An 18,165-nucleotide genomic window follows, 5' to 3' on the forward strand; every position below is an offset into this window, starting at 1 on the left:
TCACACCGTTAAGTTCTTGCCGATGGCGCGAATCAGGAAAAACGCCACGATATTGGCCAACACCACCGCAAACAGGCCGCCTGCGGACGCGATGCCCACGTCGAATTGCAGTAGCGCCTGGGAGTAAATCAGATACGCCAGATTGGTGCTGTCATAACCGGGACCGCCGCCGGTGGAAACATAAATTTCGGCGAACACCACCAGCAGGAATATAGTTTCGATCATGATCACCACGGCGACGGGACGCGCCAGATGGGGAATAGTGAGATAGCGGAAAATATGCCAGCTGGTGGCGCCGTCCATACGCGCCGCTTCTTTTTGCTCGGTATCCTGAGACTGCAACGCGGTGACAAATACCAGAATTGCAAACGGCAGCCACTGCCAACTCACCATGATAATGATGGAAAACAGGGGGACATCCGCCAGCCAGTCCATCGGCTCCATTCCCAACATTTGGGAAATCCAGGCGAATACGCCATAAACCGGGTTCATCATCATGTTTTTCCAGATCAACGCGCTGACCGTAGGCATGACGAAAAATGGAGAAATCAGCAATACGCGCACGGCGCCGCGACCAAAGAAAGGCTGGTCGATCAAGGCGGACAACGCCACGCCAAGCACCACCGTAATGGCCAGCACCGATCCCAGCAGGATCAGCGTATTGTTCACCGCCGGCCAGAAACCGGGATCGGTGACGAAAAATTCGTAGTTCAGCAAGCCAGTGAAGTTATGCTCGCCAGGGTACAGCAGGTTATAACGGATGGTGGAGAAATATATCGTCATCGCCAGGGGCACGATCATCCACAACAACAGTGAGATGACGGACGGAGCGAGTAACGTTCGCGTTACAGCACGTTGCATCGAAATACTCTCTGGTAACTGGGTTCTTAAGATCCGCAGACGGCTTCGCGCTTTGAGTCGCCGCCTGCAGCCCGCCGTGAATGCCCATAAACACGACGGCGCAGGCGGCCTGTCTCATGTCGCGAAGTGCGGATCAGTAATAGCCGGACTGACGCATCTGACGATCCGCCGATACATTGGCGGACTGCAGCGCTTTTTCAACGGACACGCTGCCCGTCAAGGCGCCGGTCAACATCTGCCCGGTCGCCATGCCGATCGCCTGAAACTCAGGAATAGCGGCGAACTGCACGCCGATATAAGGCGACGGCTCCAGTGTGTTGTCTTCCGGATTGGCGGAGTTGATGGCCTTGAGCTCCGCCGCTGCGAATACCGCCGCTTTCAGGAACTCAGGGTTTTCGTAGGTGCTGGTGCGCGTGCCGGTGGGAACCGAGCCCCATCCCTGCGTCTCGGCCACCAGTTGAATATAGTCCTTGGAAGTGGCCCAGGTGACGAACTTCTGCGCCGCTTCAGCATGCTTGGTCGCGGCGGGAATAGCGAGCGACCACGCCCACAGCCAGTTGGCGCCTTTATCGGTCACAGCGACGGGCGATTGAGCAAAGGCGACCTTGTCTGCAACCTTGCTCTGTTTGGGATCGCTGACGAATGACGCAGCAATAGTGGCGTCGATCCAGATGCCGCACTTGCCTTCGTTGAACAGCGCCAGAATCTCATTGAAGCTGTTGGAGCTGGAGCCAGGCGGGCCGTAGTTCTTCAACAGATCAACATAGAAGCTGACGGCGTGCGTCCAGGCCGGCGTAGTCAGCTGCGGCTTCCATTTCTCATCGAACCAGCGTGCGCCAAATGAGTTGGCCATGGTGGAGATAAACGCCATGTTATCGCCCCATCCGGATTTGCCGCGCAGACAGATTCCGTAAACGCCGTCCTTAGGCTTATGCAGCGCCGCCGCAACGTCTCTGATATGTCCCCAGGTGGGTCGGTCTTCGATAGTCATGCCCGCTTTTTCCACCAGGTCCTTGCGGTACATGATCATGGAGCTTTCGCCGTAAAAAGGCGCCGCATAGAGTTTGCCGTCGACGGATAGTCCTTTACGAACCGCCGGTAGAATATCGTCCACATCATAGGACGCGTCGGTTTTGATCTCCTTCAACCAGCCGCGTTTGCCCCAGATCGGCGTTTCGTACATGCCGATGGTCATCACATCGTACAAGCCGCTTTTATTGGCGATGTCCTGCGTGACGTTCTGGCGCAACACGCCTTCCTCAAGCGTCACCCATTTCAATTTGATGTCTGGATTGGCCTTTTCGAAATGGCTGCTCAACTTCTGCATTTCGATCATGTGGCCGTTGTTGACGGTAGCGATTGTGATTTCCTCAACCGCTGACGCGAGAGACGAGATCCCCAGGGAAATGGTCGCTGCCGAAACCAGCGCAGCGCGGGATAGAAACTTCATAGGTTACCTCCGAAGAAGTGTTATTTTTATATTCAAAGGGGGCCTTAATGACTTAAAGCAGAATTACTATGCGCCAATCCAGTTTCCAACTCTAATACCTACCATCGAAAAAATTATACTTTTTTGACAAAATTTCCATGAAATCGGGATAATTTTGTAAATTCAGTACATATATAACGTAGATCTTCAGGGAATCGGCAAAGTCAGCCAGTGTTGCAAAGCGTTTATTCACCGTCGCCTAGGGTACACCCCAGGTGGCGTGCGGTTATGGGCGTCTATTATGTTTCTGCATCCGGCGCCGACCGGATGCGATAGCGACACTCAACGCTGACCAGGCCGATTGAGGGAGTTGGAAGAAGACAATGACAAAAGTGGCGGGAAAAATCTGTGGCGTTGGTTGGGAGCTCACTCTTTATTCAGTGACCGAGCTTGAGGAACGCGCCACCTACCAGGATATCGCACGGCTCACCCGCTTCAAGCTAGTGTACGCCAACGATAATATCGAAGAAGAAGTCTGCGACATTGCGGACCTGAACAATCTGCTGATCCAAAACGGCGTATTCGTCAGCCATTTTGCGCCTTCGCAATCCAAAGGCATGGCGGAGATACTCTGCAAACTCAATCATATGGGAGAACTGGTGTGCGCCGACTCGCCTTACTGGGCCGGAATCGAAGCCTACACTGGCCATGGCGCTGACGACATCACCCCACAAGTCACCTCGGAATCGATCAATTTCGTCGTATTCCGCTCCTACCTGATGTTCAAGCGCCATGGATTTTTCCTGGCCCGGGTGTCGGTTCGGGATATGTCGAAATATGAGTTATGCTGTTTGTCAGAACAAACACGCCATTCATTTATGAGACCTGCATTTCCTGGAAGTAAAAATGAATAATCCCATACTGACGCGAGACGACCTGCTGGGCGGCAAGCTGGCGGAAATCATGAGCTACTACATGCTGCAGCAGGACGCGGACAGAAAGGACTTCTTAAACATCGCCCGCAAGCAAAAAGGTAAATTCGAGGACAAAGCCAAACGCGTGGAGGCGCTTTTCGGCTACCCCGTCCCCGCTGAAGTTATCGAAGCCGAAGAGTGTATGACCGCCTATAACAGATACAGTGGCGTCGCCCAAGATGTCTGGATGCTTGCTGGCGAAATGATGAGCCTGCCTAACAAAGTCAGCGCCAAAGACATCACCACTTCTCTCCGTGACTTCGAACTGATTATGCGCCTGCTCACCGGGCTCGAAATTATCGGCAGAGATCCCAGCGGCGATACCTGCTTTCTCAACATGCTCCCCTCTCCTCTCGGTACGGCCCGAGTGATCGTTTATGATCACGAAACCGGGGAGCCGTCCTCCGAAGAATACTTCTCCATTGCAGACTTCGTCGCCGACCGTTGGGAGGAGGACTGCCAGAGAGAGCCGGACGACGAAGACATGGATGATGAGGACGAAGATGATGAAGAGGATGAGGATGAGGAGGAGTACGAGGAAGACTTCCAGGAAGAAGAGTGGTTCAGCAAACACTCCGACGCCGCCAAACAAGCCATAGAAGACTTCAACTCCTTCTCCGAAGCGGAAATAAAACAACGCCCCTACTACCACGACCCCAAACAGTTATTCAGCCGCTCAGACTGGCTGCATGGTCATCCCTCCGGACGTCCCACTTACGCCTTCGCCTCAAAAATGGATCAAGCCCCAACGTTTGAAGTGTACGAGCGGGAAAAACCACTTCTCGATAAAGAGCCAGTGCTGGCGAACTATTGGATGCTCGCGCATTTCTTTCTGGGTAATCATGCAGCCTGTCGCGATACGATTAACCTGGTCAAACAGGCCAATGCCCCGGGAAGCATTACGCAAGCGCTTGCAGAGGCGCTGGATGAGACACTGACCGCCTTGGAGACCAAGCCGGACTCAGCAAAATTCGGACGTCTTGACCATCAAAAAATAACTGACCTGATAAGCCAGACTCAAGCCAATTGCTCCCCGGAGCACCTGGAGCCAAAGCATCGCACAGCATTGCTGGAAGCCAGAGGCGAAACTCAGATAAAGCGATTAAAGCCCGAAGAATGCCAACAGCGTCTCGCCAACGGCGTCGACCCGCTTACTCTGATAGAAGAATACCCCGATGACGTCGCAACACACGACTTAGCGCTGGCCGCCCTGGCGGAACAAGACAGTGAATTCAATAAAATAGTCACCGCCTATTTCAAAGAGCGCACTAGAGACGCGTTTAATGAGTGGCCCTACGAGCGGCAGCCAGAGCTTATAGACAAGCGCTTGTCACTGCCTTTGGCTGCTGCGTTTAAATCCGGGTTGAAGTACGACGCAGATCATAAAAAAGCTTACTCGGGCATCACCCAGACTCTTGGTAAGTATGACGACGACAACGCAATGGCTGCGTTGGAAGCAGCGGTATCGCAACTGCCTCCGGACGATGATCGCCTGAAGTATGTCATTCAATGCTTGCAGGGCAGCAAGCATCCCCGTCGCAACGAAATGATGGGCAAAGCCGCCTGGCGACTGTTCGATATTCTGGAAGCCGCGTTGAAAAATCAGCAGGAGCAAGCCCAGCAGCGCCGAGAGGAAGGCCCGACGCTGGATAATATGATCGATGTGAAGAACCATTATCTAACGGCGACGCATATATTTTTGCAGGAAGGCTCCAGCGAAGCCTTACAGGTCGCCGACAAGCTTCTCGGTAACCGTGAGCATTTCAGGTTGTTCAAGCACATATTGGGAGACGCCTTCAGGCTCGCCGGTAACCACGACCTGAAAGAACATGCGGAGTTCGCTAAATATTACGTAACGCGTGTCGCAGCGATTGAAGTTGACGATACTGAAATGACCATCGAAGACCTCACACTGCTGAACTATATTGAGGCCGCCATCGCCTGGTGCAAGTTAGATCCTAAGGCGGCCAAAGCCACCGCTAAAAAACTATTTAAGCGCAAAACTGAGAGTGCGTATTTCGACCTGGAAATCAAATCCGGGCAGCTCTACGCCTTGTTGGAGGATGATAAGGATAATGCCGAACTATTGGGCTGGGCGCGCCGACTGTTGGGTAATCGCAGTAACGCCACGCGCATTTGCGGCCCCCTGCGCGCAGCGGGGGAACTTAAGCTGACGTCGCTGATGGAGGACGTCCGTTATCATCTTTACTCCGGCTATAACGACTTATTTCCCGAACAAGTTCTGCTCAAAGAAATCGCTTGGGACAGTTATCGCGCACTCAATGAAGATTGCGCCGAAGCCCCGACTCAAAGGAAGAAAGACCAGTTCGCCAGTTATGTCGATGTGGACAAGCTCGCTGACGCCCTGGGTCATCCGGAAAGACACGATCTGGACCATGTATGCAAGCGCATCTACAAGGAAAACCACGTCTCTCCGGAAGCCATACCGGCTTTATCCCAATATTTAACAGACCTGTTGCAATACAGCGGAGACGACACTGATAGAGTCGAAGCAAGGGAGGGACTGCGCGCCTTGCGTATTCAGGGAGTAAACGCTCAGCCTGTATTGGCCAGCCTACTGCAACTGGAGCATATGGCGACGGACCATTTCAACTCGATTCTCTATACCATGCGTTTCGTGGAGCCTGAAGCCAGCTTACGCGAGTGGTTATACGGCGCAGACTTAACTGAGCTATTGGCGCAACTCGCCAATCCGGCTCCCCGTTTTCTACCCTGGCTGGATTTAATCGCCGCACACGCCGTCGCCCTCACTAAAGATCAGGATTCGGAGCCGTTGCTCAATGCGCTCTCTCAAGCGATGGATCACCGCTTGTCATTTCCACTGGGGGACTGGAGCGATGAAGAACCGACGCTGATCAGACTGCCGCAGATCCTGTCGCGGTTCAAAGGCGATAAACGCATAGATAGCAGTTTAAAGAAATTCAAGCGCTGTATAGACAAGGCGGATCTGTACCCTCTCAATGCCAGCAGCCTATCCCGCCGCCGCGCCATGCCCGATGCAAATGCGTTCCAAGTCAGCAAAGGCGAAACCATCCGTTTCAAGCAGCCTATTAAAGGCCCCGACGATGACGAAGCCATCTACACGCTGACGATTACCCCCACCAGCGACAGCGTCATGTTTGAGTGCGGCGTGCACAATCTCTACTTCCGCACCTGTATGGAGGACGAGGAGCTGAAGAGCGCGGGACAGATCCCCCTCCAGAATGAAAACGCCGCGCTATCACTGGCGCGATCCATGGCGTTTGAGGCCATGATTCTTGGCTACAATCAAGATAAACCTGTCCCTAAAAAAACAAAGAAACGCGGTTAATAAAGCGTTTCGTCAACAAGGCGCGCACCATCGCGCCTTTCAACGCGATTCCTGCGCACAGGAATAATTGTCTCACTGAAAAAACAGCAACCCGGATAAAACATGAATAATCCCATACTGACGCGCAATGACCTGCTGGGCGGCAGGCTCGCAGAAATCATGAGTTACTACATGCTGCATCAGGACACGGATAGAAAGGACTTCTTAGACATCGCCCAGAGACAAAAAGGCCACTTCCACGACAGTGCGAAGGAAACGGAAACCTTGTTTGGTCACCCCGTCCCCGACGAAGTTATTGAGTTGGCGGAGTGCCTGGAAGCCTACCATCGCCATAGCGACGCCATTCTTGATACCTGGGTGCTGGAGGGGGAGCCGTTAAGTCGCCCCCAAAGTACCAGCCCTGAGGTTATCGCAGCCTCGCTGTCCGATTTTGAGATGATTTTGCGCCTGCTGACAGGTATGGCGATGTTGGGTGAAGACCCCAGCGGAGACGCCTGCTTCGTCAATATGCTGCCGTCTCCCTTGGGAACAGCCCGCGTGATTATCTTTGACCACGAGTGTGGCGAGCCCTCCACGGAGGAGTATTACTCAATCGCAGACTTCATCGTCAACCGCTGGCCGGAAGGCCCGCACATTTCAGAATCCGGTGAGGAGGAGGAATGGGTCTGTAAACATTCCGACGCCGCCTTGCATGCGATTGAGGACTTTAACGCCTTCGCCGAAGCGGAGATCAAGCAGCGCCCCTTTTACCACGATCCCAAGCAACTATTCGCCCGCACGGAGTGGATGCATGGCCACCCTTCCGGCGAACCAATCCACGCCTTCGCCGCCAAAATGGACAAGGCGCCGGCCTTTGATGTTTACGAACAAGAGAAGCCATTGCTTACTCAAGAGCCCGCGCTGGCGACCTACTGGATGCTCGCGCATTTCTTTCTTGGCAATCACAACGCTTGCCGCGAAACCATCAATCTGGTCAAGCATGCCAGCGCCTTGGGCGCCATCACCCAGGCTCTTGCAGAGGCGTTGAGCAAGACGCTCGCGGCCTTGGAGCAAAAAACCGGCTCGGTGAGATTCGGAAGCTTGAATCGTAAAAAAATAAGCAACCTGATAACCCAGACTCAGGCTAATTGCGCGCCGGAGCAGCTTGAACCCAGCTTGCGCGCCGCGCTGCTCAAGGCCAGGGGCGAAACCCAGACCAAACGGTTAACTCCGAAGGCTTTCCAAGAGCAAATAGAAAAAGGCGCGGATCCGTTGGCGTTAATAGCGGAGTACCCCGACGATGTCGCCATGCATGACCTGGCGTTGAAAGCGATCGCCGCCAAAGACGAAAGTTTCGCCAGCATTGTCAAAGCCTACTTCAGCGAAAGAACTGATTACGCCCATAACGAATGGCCATACAGTTGGCGTCCAGATATGCTGGATTCACGCCTGTCGCTGCCCATCGCCGCCGCCTTCCGCTCAGGGCTGAAGTTCGATGTTGAGAACAAGAAAGCCTATCCCGGCATAACCCTGACGCTCGGCAAATACGACGATGACAACGCCCTTTCCGCATTGGAGGCCGCCGTACTGCAACTGCGTCCAGAAGATGATCGTCTGGAGTATGTCATTCAATGTCTGCACAGCAGCAAGCATCCCCGCCGTAATGAGGTTCTGCAAAAAGCCGCCTGGCGGCTATTCGATATACTGGAAGTCGCCCGCCGGAATGAGGAAGCCCTTTCACAGAAACGCAAAAAGGAAGGGCTGACCTTGAGCAACATGTCAGACATACAGAACCACTATCTGGCGGCAGTGCATTGGGTATTGAAAGAACGTATGCCGGCGGCCGAGCAGATTGCAGAAAAAATCCTCAGCTTCCGCGACCTCCCGACATTATTCAAGCGCGCCTTTGGTGACGCTCTGCAAGTGGTTGGCGATCTAGGGTTGCAGCAGCACACTGGGTTTATCGCCGACTACGTAACTCGCATTACCCACCTTGACGTTAATGACGCAAACAGCTTCTTAAGAGAGTTCACGCTGGTGAGGTACACCGAAGCCGTCATCGCCTGGACCAAACTGGACCCGAATGCGGCGATTCAAGCAGCGAAGTCACTGTTTGAGAGAAAAACCATCGCCCCCTACTACGACCTGGATATCAAATCCGGGCTGCTCTACCCCTTGCTGAAAGATGATCCGCAAAATGCACATTGGCGGGAATGGACACGCCGATTGCTGGGAAATCGTAACAATAACCCCAGAACCTACGGCCCTCTACGAGCTACCGCCGAACTCAAGCTGACGGATTTTGAAGCAGACATCCGCTATAACATATATTCAGAAGCCAGTATTTTCGACATTGCACACGCTATCATCAAAGAAGCCGCCAGAGACGCACTATACGCTCTCGGCGTCGCTCCTGAAGCGTTGCCTAAATTTGATGATGAAGACGAGTATGCGACGGATGTGGAACCAGAAGATCTCCCTGATGCTTTCAAGCACCCTGAAAAATACCTTGCTGAAAGTGTATGTGAGCGGATTATAAAGGAAGAGTATCGTCACCCTGAGGCCATTGCAGCACTATCCGCTTATCTCAAAGAGATGCTGCAGTATAGCATTGATGAGAAAGGCTCCCTCAAAGTGTGGAATGGACTATTAGCGTTGCGAATTCAGGGAGTTGGGGCTTTACCTGCATTTGCAGAGCTGCTTGAGTTACCCCATATAAAACCTTCGCAGATGACTAAAACTCTTTACCTTATGCGCACCATAGAGCCTGAAGCCGATATCAGGCATTGGCTATATCAAGCAACGGAAGCGGAGATTCTCACCCAGCTACATAACGTAGAGCCGCGCTTTATGCACTGGTTAGATCTGCTAGCGGCGCGGGCCTGGACGCTTGGCGGCGACAAGCCCGCCACCATCTCCGCACTATGCGCCGCAACGGAGTTCCGGACCCGGGGTTTACCGGGGGGAAAACAGTGTAACGAGGAGCCTACTTTGCGACGCTTACCGCGCATTCTCGCTATTGCAAACACGTCTCAAAGCCTGGATTGCCTACAGCGTCTGGACCAGATTGCGCGCTCAGGCCACGAATACAGCGACTACAAGCCCTTGGATCTGGAGGCATTAGCCATAAGCAGAGAGCAGCTACCGCCTTTGCACGCCATTTCAGTATCCCTAGAGGAAACCATATGTTTGCAGCAGAGCATGCGTGACGAGGTCAATGGGCCTTTCCATCACCTTAACCTCAAGGTAAGCCATACCAGCGTCTTATTCGAATGCTCTCTCACAGGCCTCCACTTACATGGCGCTCCTCAAGAAAGTGAAAGCCGGGCTCAAATTGACTGCGCCTCCGAAGCTGAAGCTATCCATCTGGCGAAGTCCATCATTCTGGAGTCGTTGATCCTTGGCTATCACATCAAAGCCAAGTAACACCAAAGCCACGCCAATGGTGACTTTCAAATAAAGGAAAGGCGCGCTCTAGTGCGCCTATTCTTTAGACTCCTCCTAAATCTCCAACTATTCATATAGCGGAGATTATATTTTGGGGACATCCTCGCGTTCCATTAGGCGCGAAACGATGCGAAGCGCTTCTGGAGCCTTGCGAGCGGACTTCGTCATTCGTTGCAGTCAGGTTTTCAGCTGGGAAAACTTAACCCTGCCTGTGTCCAGGCAGCCTATTAAACAACCCTGCCCGGCGTGACCTAATCCACGCTAAACCTTTGCTTTATACCGGATTTCCCATTGACCTAAACCACATTAAAAGAACACCATAATCTTTTGATTAAAAAGGTATAGAATTGTGTAGTTTTGTCGCTCCATGGGTGCAAAATCACACAATTGGTCTATGCTAGAGCAATAGACCCTGTTTAACGCCTTACACCCGTTTACGGTCGGGGTTCGTGCGGCAAGATACTTTTCAGACCTGACTACAACGTTGCGCCATTTATGAAAAACATCCTGATCGCTCTGTCTCTTTTATTCTGCTCCTCGGTTGTACTCGCTGATTCTGAAACCACTCTCCCTGAAAACCTGCAAAGCCTGGATACGGCAAACATCAGTTTGGGTTCTGTGAACGCCAAGGTGGTGGATGTGGAGAGCGGCGTCACGTTGTTCGCCAAAAACCCGGAAACAGTGGCGCCTATCGCATCCATCAGCAAGCTGATGACCGCCATGGTGGTGCTGGATGCGGAATTGCCGCTGGACGAAATGCTGACGATTACGGAAGAGGACGTCGATACCTGGAAAAACACTTATTCCAGGATACGCATTGGCGCAGTTTTGCCTCGTAGTGAACTGTTACTGTTGGCCCTGATGTCTTCAGAAAACCGCGCCGCGCTGGCGCTGGGTCGTACCTACCCTGGCGGCATGACGGCCTTTGTCAGCGCCATGAACGATAAAGCGAGAGCCCTGGGTATGCGCGACACGCGCTTTGTCGAGCCCAGCGGACTGTCCATGGAAAACGTCTCCACCGCATCGGATCTGGTCAAGATGGTCTCCGCCGCGTCACGTTATAAACTCATCCGCGACTACACCACTACTCCCAGCCACATGATCAAGCTGGGCGAAACTGAAAACGAAATGGAATTCCGCAACACGAATCTCTTGGTGCGCCAAGGTGATTGGGGCGTCAATCTGAGCAAAACCGGGTTTATCAACGAAGCTGGCCGCTGTCTGGTAATGCTCGCCAATGTCGGCGAGCGCCCCGTCGCTATGGTGCTGCTGGACTCTTACGGCCGACGTACGCCCGTAGGTGACGCCAACCGCATAAAACAGTGGATCGTCACCGGCAAAAGCGCGCCAGTCGCTGGCGCTGCGCTCAAGTATGAACAGGAGAAAAACTCAGGAGTGTTCCAGACCGCCGCGATGGACGACGACACTCAGAGTTAAGGTTAGTTGACGGCGGCGCCCCCAACAGCGCCGCCGTCGCTTCCGTCAGGGAAACAACTGCACGATGCCGCTTTCCGCCTTCATATCCGCCACCATCCATATCTGCTCGAATGGATGGCTGTCAGGCACCTGAATGCAGTGCTGCAATTCCCGAATTTCATCGGCTCGCCATGCGGGATGGGCATTGCGAATGACCAGCCATACCCGCTCGCTTTTGTAGGTCTTCAGCGCTTTATTGGCAAGTATCCGATTCAGCGCCCGGAGCAGGCGCCCATCGGCGCCGGACTCTTCCAACGCCTGTAACTCATGCAATGTATGGCTATCCAAATCTCGCCCCAGCAACTGCATGGCTTCTTTTTCCGAACCATATAAGTGAGCGATTTCCAGATCCAGGCGTTCGCCATTCAAAAAGCAGGAAACATCCGGTTTGATTGGTTGGTTATGCCAGATATGCCGAATAGGCGTTCCCGTTAGACGCTCATAGTGGCGCATAAACAAACGGGCTGCGTCATGTTCCAGTACAAGTTTTTCTGATTCGCCGGGGGTCATCCGCAGTCGCCGTGATCTCAACAAAATTCAAAGTATAAGCTGGATAATGGCATAACCGGCGCAAAAGAAAAACGCTCCTTAGGGCCAACGCCAACGCCGTTGCTCAGATCGAAATAACGCCGCGCAAATAAGTCACTGCAGATCCGGATATCAGCACCCTGTCGCCGGACACTTCACAGTCCATGCGGCCTCCACGTTGCGACAACTGCGCTGCGGTCAGCGAGGTCTTGCCAAGCCTAGCAGCCCAGTATGGGGCCAGGGAGCAATGCGCGGACCCAGTGACAGGATCTTCAAATATATGCGCCTGCGGCGTAAAAAAACGGGATACAAAATCAACCTCTTTCCCCGGCGCCGTCACTACTACACCACCAGGATCCAGGTTAATGCGATCCATCAGCATTCTATCTGGCTGTAGCGCCCGGATCGCCTCTTCGTCAGCGTAAACCAACACGATGTCGCGCGCGCGCAAGATTTCCAACGGCAGGATATTAAGCGACTCCAGCACCTCCATCGGCGCCTGCGCCGCACTCGGCGGCCGGGCGGGAAAGTCCAGGGTCAACCGCCCTTCCCGCCTGGTCACTCGCAACTCTCCACTAAGAGAAGTGAATACAATGGAGTCACTCTCATATCCAAGGTGCGTCGTCAAAACATGCGCTGCCGCGAGGGTCGCATGGCCGCATAAATCCATCTCTATTTCCGGTGTAAACCAACGCAGATGAAACGCATCCCCTTCGCGCACAAAGAAGGCCGTTTCCGCCAAGGCGTTTTCCTGTGCGATCTTCAACAACACAGAGTCAGGCAACCAGGCCTCCAATGGACACACCGCCGCAGAATTACCTCCAAAGATTTCATCGGTAAAGGCGTCAACCTGAAAAAGCTTTATATCCATCATTCTCCTCGCTTAGGGACTTCTTTCGAAAACGGACAACAAGATCCCTAACGTCATTTTCGACCGACGTGGAATCAAATCCGACGGATTCCAATAATCATTTGCAGAACAGCAACTTGCAACTTAATCTTGCGATCTGTATGGCCAACAGGCAGGACGTGGCAAAATCAGGAGCACGCACCATGGAAATCAAACTTTATTCCGCTATCCATAAACAGGATTGCCTCCGTGTTTTCGACAGCAATCTCGACAAATATTTCGCGCCTCATGAAAGAGAACAATTCAGTGAGTTCCTCGATAGCGTAACCCAGGCTGACGATAACCGGTATTACGTCGCCCTGCTGGATAGTCAGCTCGTAGGCTGCGGCGGACTACGCCTCTATCAGGACACAGTCTATTTATCCTGGGGCATGCTCGCCAGAACAAGACATAAAACGGGTTTGGGCGAACAGCTGCTAAGGCATCGGCTGGAGCAAGCAAAACGCCTCCATGCAGGAAAAGACATCATGATTGAAACCTCACAACACACCCAAGGTTTCTTCGCCCGCTATGGCTTTGCGATAGAAAAGTCCGAAATTGACGGATTTGGCGAGGGTATCGACAAAGTCACGATGCGTCTGGATGATCAGATGCATTCGCTCTGGAAGTAGAGCCTCCCGGGTCGGACATTTCTTCCAGTTTTGCTCGAAGCTCCTCCGGCCCATACTTCCTGACCTGCTCTTGCAAGTTGCCAGATTGCGTCTGTCCTATCACCAGCCCACATGACAAACATGCATATATTCGAGTATCCAGCAACGGAAGCGAGTTAGTTAGCCTTTGGCGTATACCCTCCGCTTTCGCGTCGTCGAGCTCAAGCGGAACAGCATGCACATTACGTAGCTCACCGCTTAATATTGATGCGCTCGCACACCGGGGACAAACTGAAATAGAAAGTTTTGGCAGCGTCTTGAAACGTCGAAGCTCGTATACATTTCCACCGAGAACAAAAGGCTCGCTTTCTTCACTTTCCGTAAAGTACTCCCGCTGGCGCTCAAGCGCCTCCGCTTCCGTTTTTTCGTTAATGACCTCTCCCACCAACTCAGCCTGCGCTCCCGCCGGCAAGGCCTGAAAAATGTCATACAAGCGAGATTTATCGAGGCTCTGATAGTGCGTTTTATTCAGCAGGAAAATATTTTGTAAGTCGCTTAGAAACTCATTCACGGCGGCGGAAACGCCCAGCTCAATACGCCCCTCAGAAGTCACTAGCGCGAGATTAAAACCTCGCTTACCAATGTAAAAAATATCTTTGGCCTCTAGCGCTCTTTCAGTAATGGGCTCATCCGAAAAGTAACCGCTATAAGTCAGCCGAACCGCATTATCCTGCAACGCAATGGTGGAAATAGCGCCTCGGCGTATAAAACGAAGCAACTGCACCGACCAGACAAATAGGAAAACGACGAAAAGCTCCGTCCCATGCTTTTCCAGATAGGGAAGCCACTCAAAAACCCTGTTTCGCCATGGCCCAAATAACGCCATCCACACCGCAACTAAAACAAAGGCGTGAAGAAGACAGCGCTTTAATAACTGATTGACTTGGTTGGACAGGCGGTACTCTTTGGGCATTGCAACAGCTCATTGGCGCGTGATTTCAAGATATTTTAGCCACTATAGAGAATTTAAGCCTTGCAAATAGCCGAGGTGGAAACAAATAAAGAGGCCTTTGGCCTCTTTATTGATAAGAAAGGATAAAATCAGGCTCGTTTCAGGCGTCTGGCGACCAGTCCAATACCGCCCAACAACAACATCGCGTATGTTGCTGGCTCAGGAGCCTCTCGAAAAACAAAGTAATCACTGTTATAGGTTGATCCATACCGGTAAGTCATCTCGCCAAACTCATTATACCCTTCAAGATACATATAATTACCTGAATTAGGGCCATCTCCATCAACTGGAAGAGAAAACAATGGGCCGGTAATAGTATCTCTTATTCCATCATATGCTTGATAGCCAATTTTTACTTTATCGCCGCTATCTGTTTCTAACCATGCAGAAAATGACATGTCATAATACTCGGAGTGAAGCTCAGTCCCATCTTCTTCCGCATACTGAACATAGCCACTTATAGTTATGTTATTAGAGCCACTATCACTCAGGTGATAACGATCCCCTCCCAATATAAAGGAAAACTCAGTAAAAGCATTATCATAGCTACCAGAATAATGCATAAAGTTATATTTTTCGTCCTTGTAACTATACTCAGAAACTGATGCGTTTGAGTTGAACTGAAAAAATCCAGAGAACATATCATCACCAGTCTGATATGGGCCACTTCCAATCTCTAATGTATCGAAGACACCATTTAAGTCCGTTTCAATAAGAGCAGAATGTGCTGAAAAAGAAGCGCCAAAAGCACAGATAGATGTCAAAAAAACTGTAGTTAATTTCATCGGTTACTCCATTTAAATTTTATACTTTCTAACTACCAAGCCAATCAGGCCAAGGAAAATTGACAAGATAGACGCTGGCTCAGAAACCACTTTAAAGCCATCACCTTCATTGCCAATCCTATTGAGCGTCCATATGAATAATAAGACTCTGATTTCTCAGAAATAAGCCACCCCAGCGGATGCCAGGGCAGCAAATCATTAGGTTATTACGCCTTTATAAATCGTCTTGCGGTTAATCCCGCAATCCCTATTAGCAACATTGAAGCGGTATAAGGCTCAGGGACCTTTTTAAACTCGTAGCTAGCGCTATCTGAGGATATTGACTTAATCTTATAAGTCATGTTTCCACTTGCATCGTACCCTTCAAGATCAATTCCAGTCATACTGGATGGGCCATACCCCTCGGTAGGCAAAGCATAGAGAACATCGCTACCTGGGCCCTTTTCTCTATATGCATCTGATCCCAGATAGCTTATTTTCACTTTTTTACCATCAACCGACTCCAGCCATGCCGAAAAGGAAAATGTATAATAGTTGTATCCAGACATATTTCCTTCTTCATCATAAGTTACATATCCAGCAACCGTCACATCATTGGAAGCAGCCCCATCAAGATGATAATTATCTCCACCAATCAGAAAGCTAAAGTCTGTAATTGCATTATTGTACTTCCCTGAATAATCCACCCATACATCGCCAGAGTGATTAGTAGACTCAGTACTGTATTCAGAAACAGGCGTACGCGAATCAAGCTGAATGGTTCCATAAAAAATATCGCCCCAAATCTCATAAGGGGAGTCGCCAGATTCCACTTCGCTAAAAACACCTTCGAAGTCCATTTCAACCAGGGCCGCATTGGCTTGGAAGGCAATACCGGAAAATATAGATACGGATAAAAGAGTAGTAGTAAGCTTCATTATCATTCCTATTGATCTTACGAGAGGACAAACAAAATTATATTTTTGAGGGAAACCACTTTGCTGAATGCAAAACGGCATATACATCATCGTTTAGACTTTCTTCAGGCGTCGAGCCACCAGTCCAGCAACGCCCATCAGCAAGATGGTCGCCGTATAAGGCTCAGGAACCTTTTTGAACTCAGAAGCATTCATATCGCCGAAGCCTGGAGTAAACAATGTGTATAGCAGTTCATCTTCATCATCGTAGGCTTCAGCGGTAAACCATACACCAGATCCGCCATAACCACTTTCAGGCAAGGCGTCCGGTATATAGTCTGGGTATTCCGGGTAATCGATCATTCCTCTAACTGCATCCGGCGCTTTAAAGGAGACCTTCAGGCTCATGCCACTTTCTGAAGTTAACCAAGCTGTAACGTCGAAGTTAAAGTTAAGCGCAGCGCTAGTGTCACTTGTCACTTCGATTTGATTTTCTTTCGAAGCATCAAACGCAAAGTTATCGCCGTTGATATTCAACTTCATATCCGTCAACGCATTCAGATATAAGCCATGTGTGATTACCACAGGACCTTCCACTACATCAACGGGGTCTAAATCCGGAGACTTTGAGTCGAACTGAATTTTTCCAGTCACCCAGTCCGCATAAGAATATGGCGCGCTACCAGCGCCATTCGTCACAGTGTCGACTACGCCTTCAAAGCCGAGTTCAATCAGGGCCGCATTAGCTTGCCCAGCCAATCCCGCAGCCATCGCTGCGCACAGTAAAGTTCTGGAGAGTTTCATTATCAATCCTATTGATCTTCCATATGATCGTGATACATGCCGACACTCCGTCAATGGACGTTCCGTAAGGTGTCAAAAGCAAACTCACGAGGGTTAATATCGCCAACGCCAATACAACCCATATTTGGCGCGAGACGGTTTCTTGCATCGCAATGACGCAGGATTTATTTATTGGCGTGAAGAGAAGTCGAATTGGCTTGTAGAGGGCTCTACAGCCGATAAGTTATTATGTTATTTCAAGCACTATAATGTATCGCCGCGGGACATTCAACGCATTGTTTTCATGTGATATTTTGTCACTTTACTACCACAAGACCGTCATCCCAAAGGCCGGTTATTGCAACAAAAAGCAGTGAATAGAGCGACCTGCTTCTCATTGATAATGGACCTGCGCGCCCTCACTCCCAACATAACAAGCAGCGCAGTATGCAGAAGCGTATTAGTGGCTGGCTCTGGAATCACTATCAACTTTTCATACCAACCCGCATCGCTGTTAACGCCAGACGCATAATACAACTTCCGCGTAGTCGCACGGTTGGAGTATGAGAAGTTCGAACTTGTGAGTCCCGCTATAGATGAAGCAGGAGTCGTCATGGCCCGAATCAGGTTGCGTGGCGCTATATCTCCGGCAAAAGGCGCATATTGCCACTCATCCGTTGACGACGAATGATCGCCAGCTAATCCATCGTGATGGATCCCCATAAAAGCAGGCGTGATATCAAAAGTGGGCAAAGCATAGACGGGCGTCAGTGCGGGTAATAGCGCCAAAGCGATTGTCGCAATGTATCTCATGTCCTTCTCCGTGTTTCCCTTGATTCCTGATTTGCGTCATCGCTCTTCCCGCAACGTACTTTGTTATCAAAGAGCCATCGCAATACCAGGCTCTTTATAGCGCAAGCGGGCGTCTGCTTTCATGATGGACATCAAACCGACGCGTTAGGTCCGTTGACGCAAACCTCTTCTCAACGCTGACAATCGTGTCCAGCTTGAGACTTCTCAGGCGGTGAAGAAAAGTCCGACGACCCCGTGATTTGATCGGGGCCTGTTTATTAATGATTCAACCTCCAATTTAGAGAATATACTGGTTACCTTCAAGCACGGGTTAGACCATGTTTTCACAGCACAGAGCCCGTATATAGCGGA

15 protein-coding genes are annotated in these 18,165 nt (G+C 51.1%); 5 read left to right on the forward strand and 10 right to left on the reverse strand.

All coding sequences use genetic code 11. From position 1 onward, the window contains the following. Positions 1–861: a carbohydrate ABC transporter permease gene (locus O5O45_RS19945; protein WP_305901104.1), complete on the reverse strand. Its 861-nt coding sequence runs from the start codon at positions 859–861 to the stop codon at positions 1–3. Between the two features lie 133 nt (positions 862–994). Next, positions 995–2,311 (reverse strand): ABC transporter substrate-binding protein, encoded by a 1,317-nt coding sequence (locus O5O45_RS19950; RefSeq protein WP_305901105.1) that lies wholly within the window; start codon positions 2,309–2,311, stop codon positions 995–997. A 362-nt stretch (positions 2,312–2,673) separates the two neighbouring features. On the opposite strand from O5O45_RS19950, the gene O5O45_RS19955 reads away from it, so the two are divergent. The 4 genes from O5O45_RS19955 to pbpG all read left to right on the forward strand — a co-directional run bounded on the left by O5O45_RS19955 (position 2,674) and on the right by pbpG (position 11,458). Continuing rightward, the gene (locus O5O45_RS19955; protein ID WP_305901106.1) at positions 2,674–3,204 is read left to right on the forward strand and encodes a hypothetical protein; all 531 of its coding nucleotides are present in this window, start codon (positions 2,674–2,676) and stop codon (positions 3,202–3,204) included. Next, positions 3,197–6,595: a hypothetical protein gene (locus O5O45_RS19960; RefSeq protein ID WP_305901107.1), complete on the forward strand. Its 3,399-nt coding sequence runs from the start codon at positions 3,197–3,199 to the stop codon at positions 6,593–6,595. The genes O5O45_RS19955 and O5O45_RS19960 overlap by 8 nt, the downstream gene beginning before the upstream one ends. A 102-nt stretch (positions 6,596–6,697) precedes the next feature. After that, positions 6,698–10,000, forward strand: coding sequence for a hypothetical protein (locus O5O45_RS19965; RefSeq protein ID WP_305901108.1), 3,303 nt, complete (start codon positions 6,698–6,700; stop codon positions 9,998–10,000). A gap of 516 nt (positions 10,001–10,516) precedes the next feature. Beyond that, the gene (pbpG, locus tag O5O45_RS19970) at positions 10,517–11,458 is read left to right on the forward strand and encodes a D-alanyl-D-alanine endopeptidase (RefSeq protein WP_305901109.1); all 942 of its coding nucleotides are present in this window, start codon (positions 10,517–10,519) and stop codon (positions 11,456–11,458) included. A 45-nt stretch (positions 11,459–11,503) separates the two neighbouring features. On the opposite strand, the gene O5O45_RS19975 is transcribed toward pbpG, so the two are convergent. Together O5O45_RS19975 and O5O45_RS19980 are read right to left on the reverse strand one after the other, a co-directional pair. Then, on the reverse strand, positions 11,504–12,007 hold the full coding sequence (locus O5O45_RS19975; protein ID WP_305901110.1) for a hypothetical protein: 504 nt from the start codon (positions 12,005–12,007) through the stop codon (positions 11,504–11,506). A 103-nt stretch (positions 12,008–12,110) separates the two neighbouring features. Then, the gene (locus O5O45_RS19980) at positions 12,111–12,899 is read right to left on the reverse strand and encodes a PhzF family phenazine biosynthesis protein (protein WP_371747858.1); all 789 of its coding nucleotides are present in this window, start codon (positions 12,897–12,899) and stop codon (positions 12,111–12,113) included. Positions 12,900–13,078: 179 nt separating this feature from the next. Here O5O45_RS19980 and O5O45_RS19985 point away from each other — a divergent pair, with 179 nt between their 5' ends. Beyond that, the gene (locus O5O45_RS19985) at positions 13,079–13,546 is read left to right on the forward strand and encodes a GNAT family N-acetyltransferase (protein ID WP_305901111.1); all 468 of its coding nucleotides are present in this window, start codon (positions 13,079–13,081) and stop codon (positions 13,544–13,546) included. Here the strand turns inward: O5O45_RS19985 and O5O45_RS19990 are convergent. The 6 genes from O5O45_RS19990 to O5O45_RS20010 all read right to left on the reverse strand — a co-directional run bounded on the left by O5O45_RS19990 (position 13,503) and on the right by O5O45_RS20010 (position 17,814). Next, a complete protein-coding gene (locus O5O45_RS19990; RefSeq protein WP_305901112.1) occupies positions 13,503–14,498 on the reverse strand; it encodes a hypothetical protein in 996 nt (331 codons plus the stop codon). The two genes, O5O45_RS19985 and O5O45_RS19990, sit on opposite strands and share 44 nt — an antisense overlap. A gap of 128 nt (positions 14,499–14,626) precedes the next feature. Then, positions 14,627–15,322 (reverse strand): PEP-CTERM sorting domain-containing protein, encoded by a 696-nt coding sequence (locus O5O45_RS19995; RefSeq protein ID WP_305901113.1) that lies wholly within the window; start codon positions 15,320–15,322, stop codon positions 14,627–14,629. Between the two features lie 12 nt (positions 15,323–15,334). Beyond that, the gene (locus O5O45_RS32025) at positions 15,335–15,412 is read right to left on the reverse strand and encodes a PEP-CTERM sorting domain-containing protein (protein WP_371748010.1); all 78 of its coding nucleotides are present in this window, start codon (positions 15,410–15,412) and stop codon (positions 15,335–15,337) included. A gap of 116 nt (positions 15,413–15,528) precedes the next feature. Beyond that, entirely contained in the window at positions 15,529–16,239 is a 711-nt protein-coding gene (locus O5O45_RS20000; protein WP_305901114.1) for a PEP-CTERM sorting domain-containing protein, read from the reverse strand. Between the two features lie 93 nt (positions 16,240–16,332). Beyond that, positions 16,333–17,022, reverse strand: a complete 690-nt coding sequence (locus O5O45_RS20005; RefSeq protein WP_305901115.1) for a hypothetical protein — start codon at positions 17,020–17,022, stop codon at positions 16,333–16,335. 318 nt (positions 17,023–17,340) lie between these two features. Then, on the reverse strand, positions 17,341–17,814 hold the full coding sequence (locus O5O45_RS20010; RefSeq protein WP_305901116.1) for a hypothetical protein: 474 nt from the start codon (positions 17,812–17,814) through the stop codon (positions 17,341–17,343). Positions 17,815–18,165 lie beyond the last annotated feature (351 nt).

This window comes from Hahella sp. HNIBRBA332, assembly GCF_030719035.1.
GTDB lineage: Bacteria > Pseudomonadota > Gammaproteobacteria > Pseudomonadales > Oleiphilaceae > Hahella.

What these genes read in the sequence shown, in the direction of transcription:
- O5O45_RS19980 (WP_371747858.1), bottom strand. Translation starts at nt 12,899, where the DNA reads ATGATGGATATAAAGCTTTTTCAGGTTGACGCCTTTACCGATGAAATC.
- O5O45_RS20010 (WP_305901116.1), bottom strand. Translation starts at nt 17,814, where the DNA reads ATGAGATACATTGCGACAATCGCTTTGGCGCTATTACCCGCACTGACG.
- pbpG (WP_305901109.1), top strand. Translation starts at nt 10,517, where the DNA reads ATGAAAAACATCCTGATCGCTCTGTCTCTTTTATTCTGCTCCTCGGTT.
- O5O45_RS20005 (WP_305901115.1), bottom strand. Translation starts at nt 17,022, where the DNA reads ATGAAACTCTCCAGAACTTTACTGTGCGCAGCGATGGCTGCGGGATTG.
- O5O45_RS19965 (WP_305901108.1), top strand. Translation starts at nt 6,698, where the DNA reads ATGAATAATCCCATACTGACGCGCAATGACCTGCTGGGCGGCAGGCTC.
- O5O45_RS19950 (WP_305901105.1), bottom strand. Translation starts at nt 2,311, where the DNA reads ATGAAGTTTCTATCCCGCGCTGCGCTGGTTTCGGCAGCGACCATTTCC.
- O5O45_RS19985 (WP_305901111.1), top strand. Translation starts at nt 13,079, where the DNA reads ATGGAAATCAAACTTTATTCCGCTATCCATAAACAGGATTGCCTCCGT.
- O5O45_RS19990 (WP_305901112.1), bottom strand. Translation starts at nt 14,498, where the DNA reads ATGCCCAAAGAGTACCGCCTGTCCAACCAAGTCAATCAGTTATTAAAG.
- O5O45_RS20000 (WP_305901114.1), bottom strand. Translation starts at nt 16,239, where the DNA reads ATGAAGCTTACTACTACTCTTTTATCCGTATCTATATTTTCCGGTATT.
- O5O45_RS19975 (WP_305901110.1), bottom strand. Translation starts at nt 12,007, where the DNA reads ATGACCCCCGGCGAATCAGAAAAACTTGTACTGGAACATGACGCAGCC.
- O5O45_RS19960 (WP_305901107.1), top strand. Translation starts at nt 3,197, where the DNA reads ATGAATAATCCCATACTGACGCGAGACGACCTGCTGGGCGGCAAGCTG.
- O5O45_RS19945 (WP_305901104.1), bottom strand. Translation starts at nt 861, where the DNA reads ATGCAACGTGCTGTAACGCGAACGTTACTCGCTCCGTCCGTCATCTCA.
- O5O45_RS19955 (WP_305901106.1), top strand. Translation starts at nt 2,674, where the DNA reads ATGACAAAAGTGGCGGGAAAAATCTGTGGCGTTGGTTGGGAGCTCACT.
- O5O45_RS19995 (WP_305901113.1), bottom strand. Translation starts at nt 15,322, where the DNA reads ATGAAATTAACTACAGTTTTTTTGACATCTATCTGTGCTTTTGGCGCT.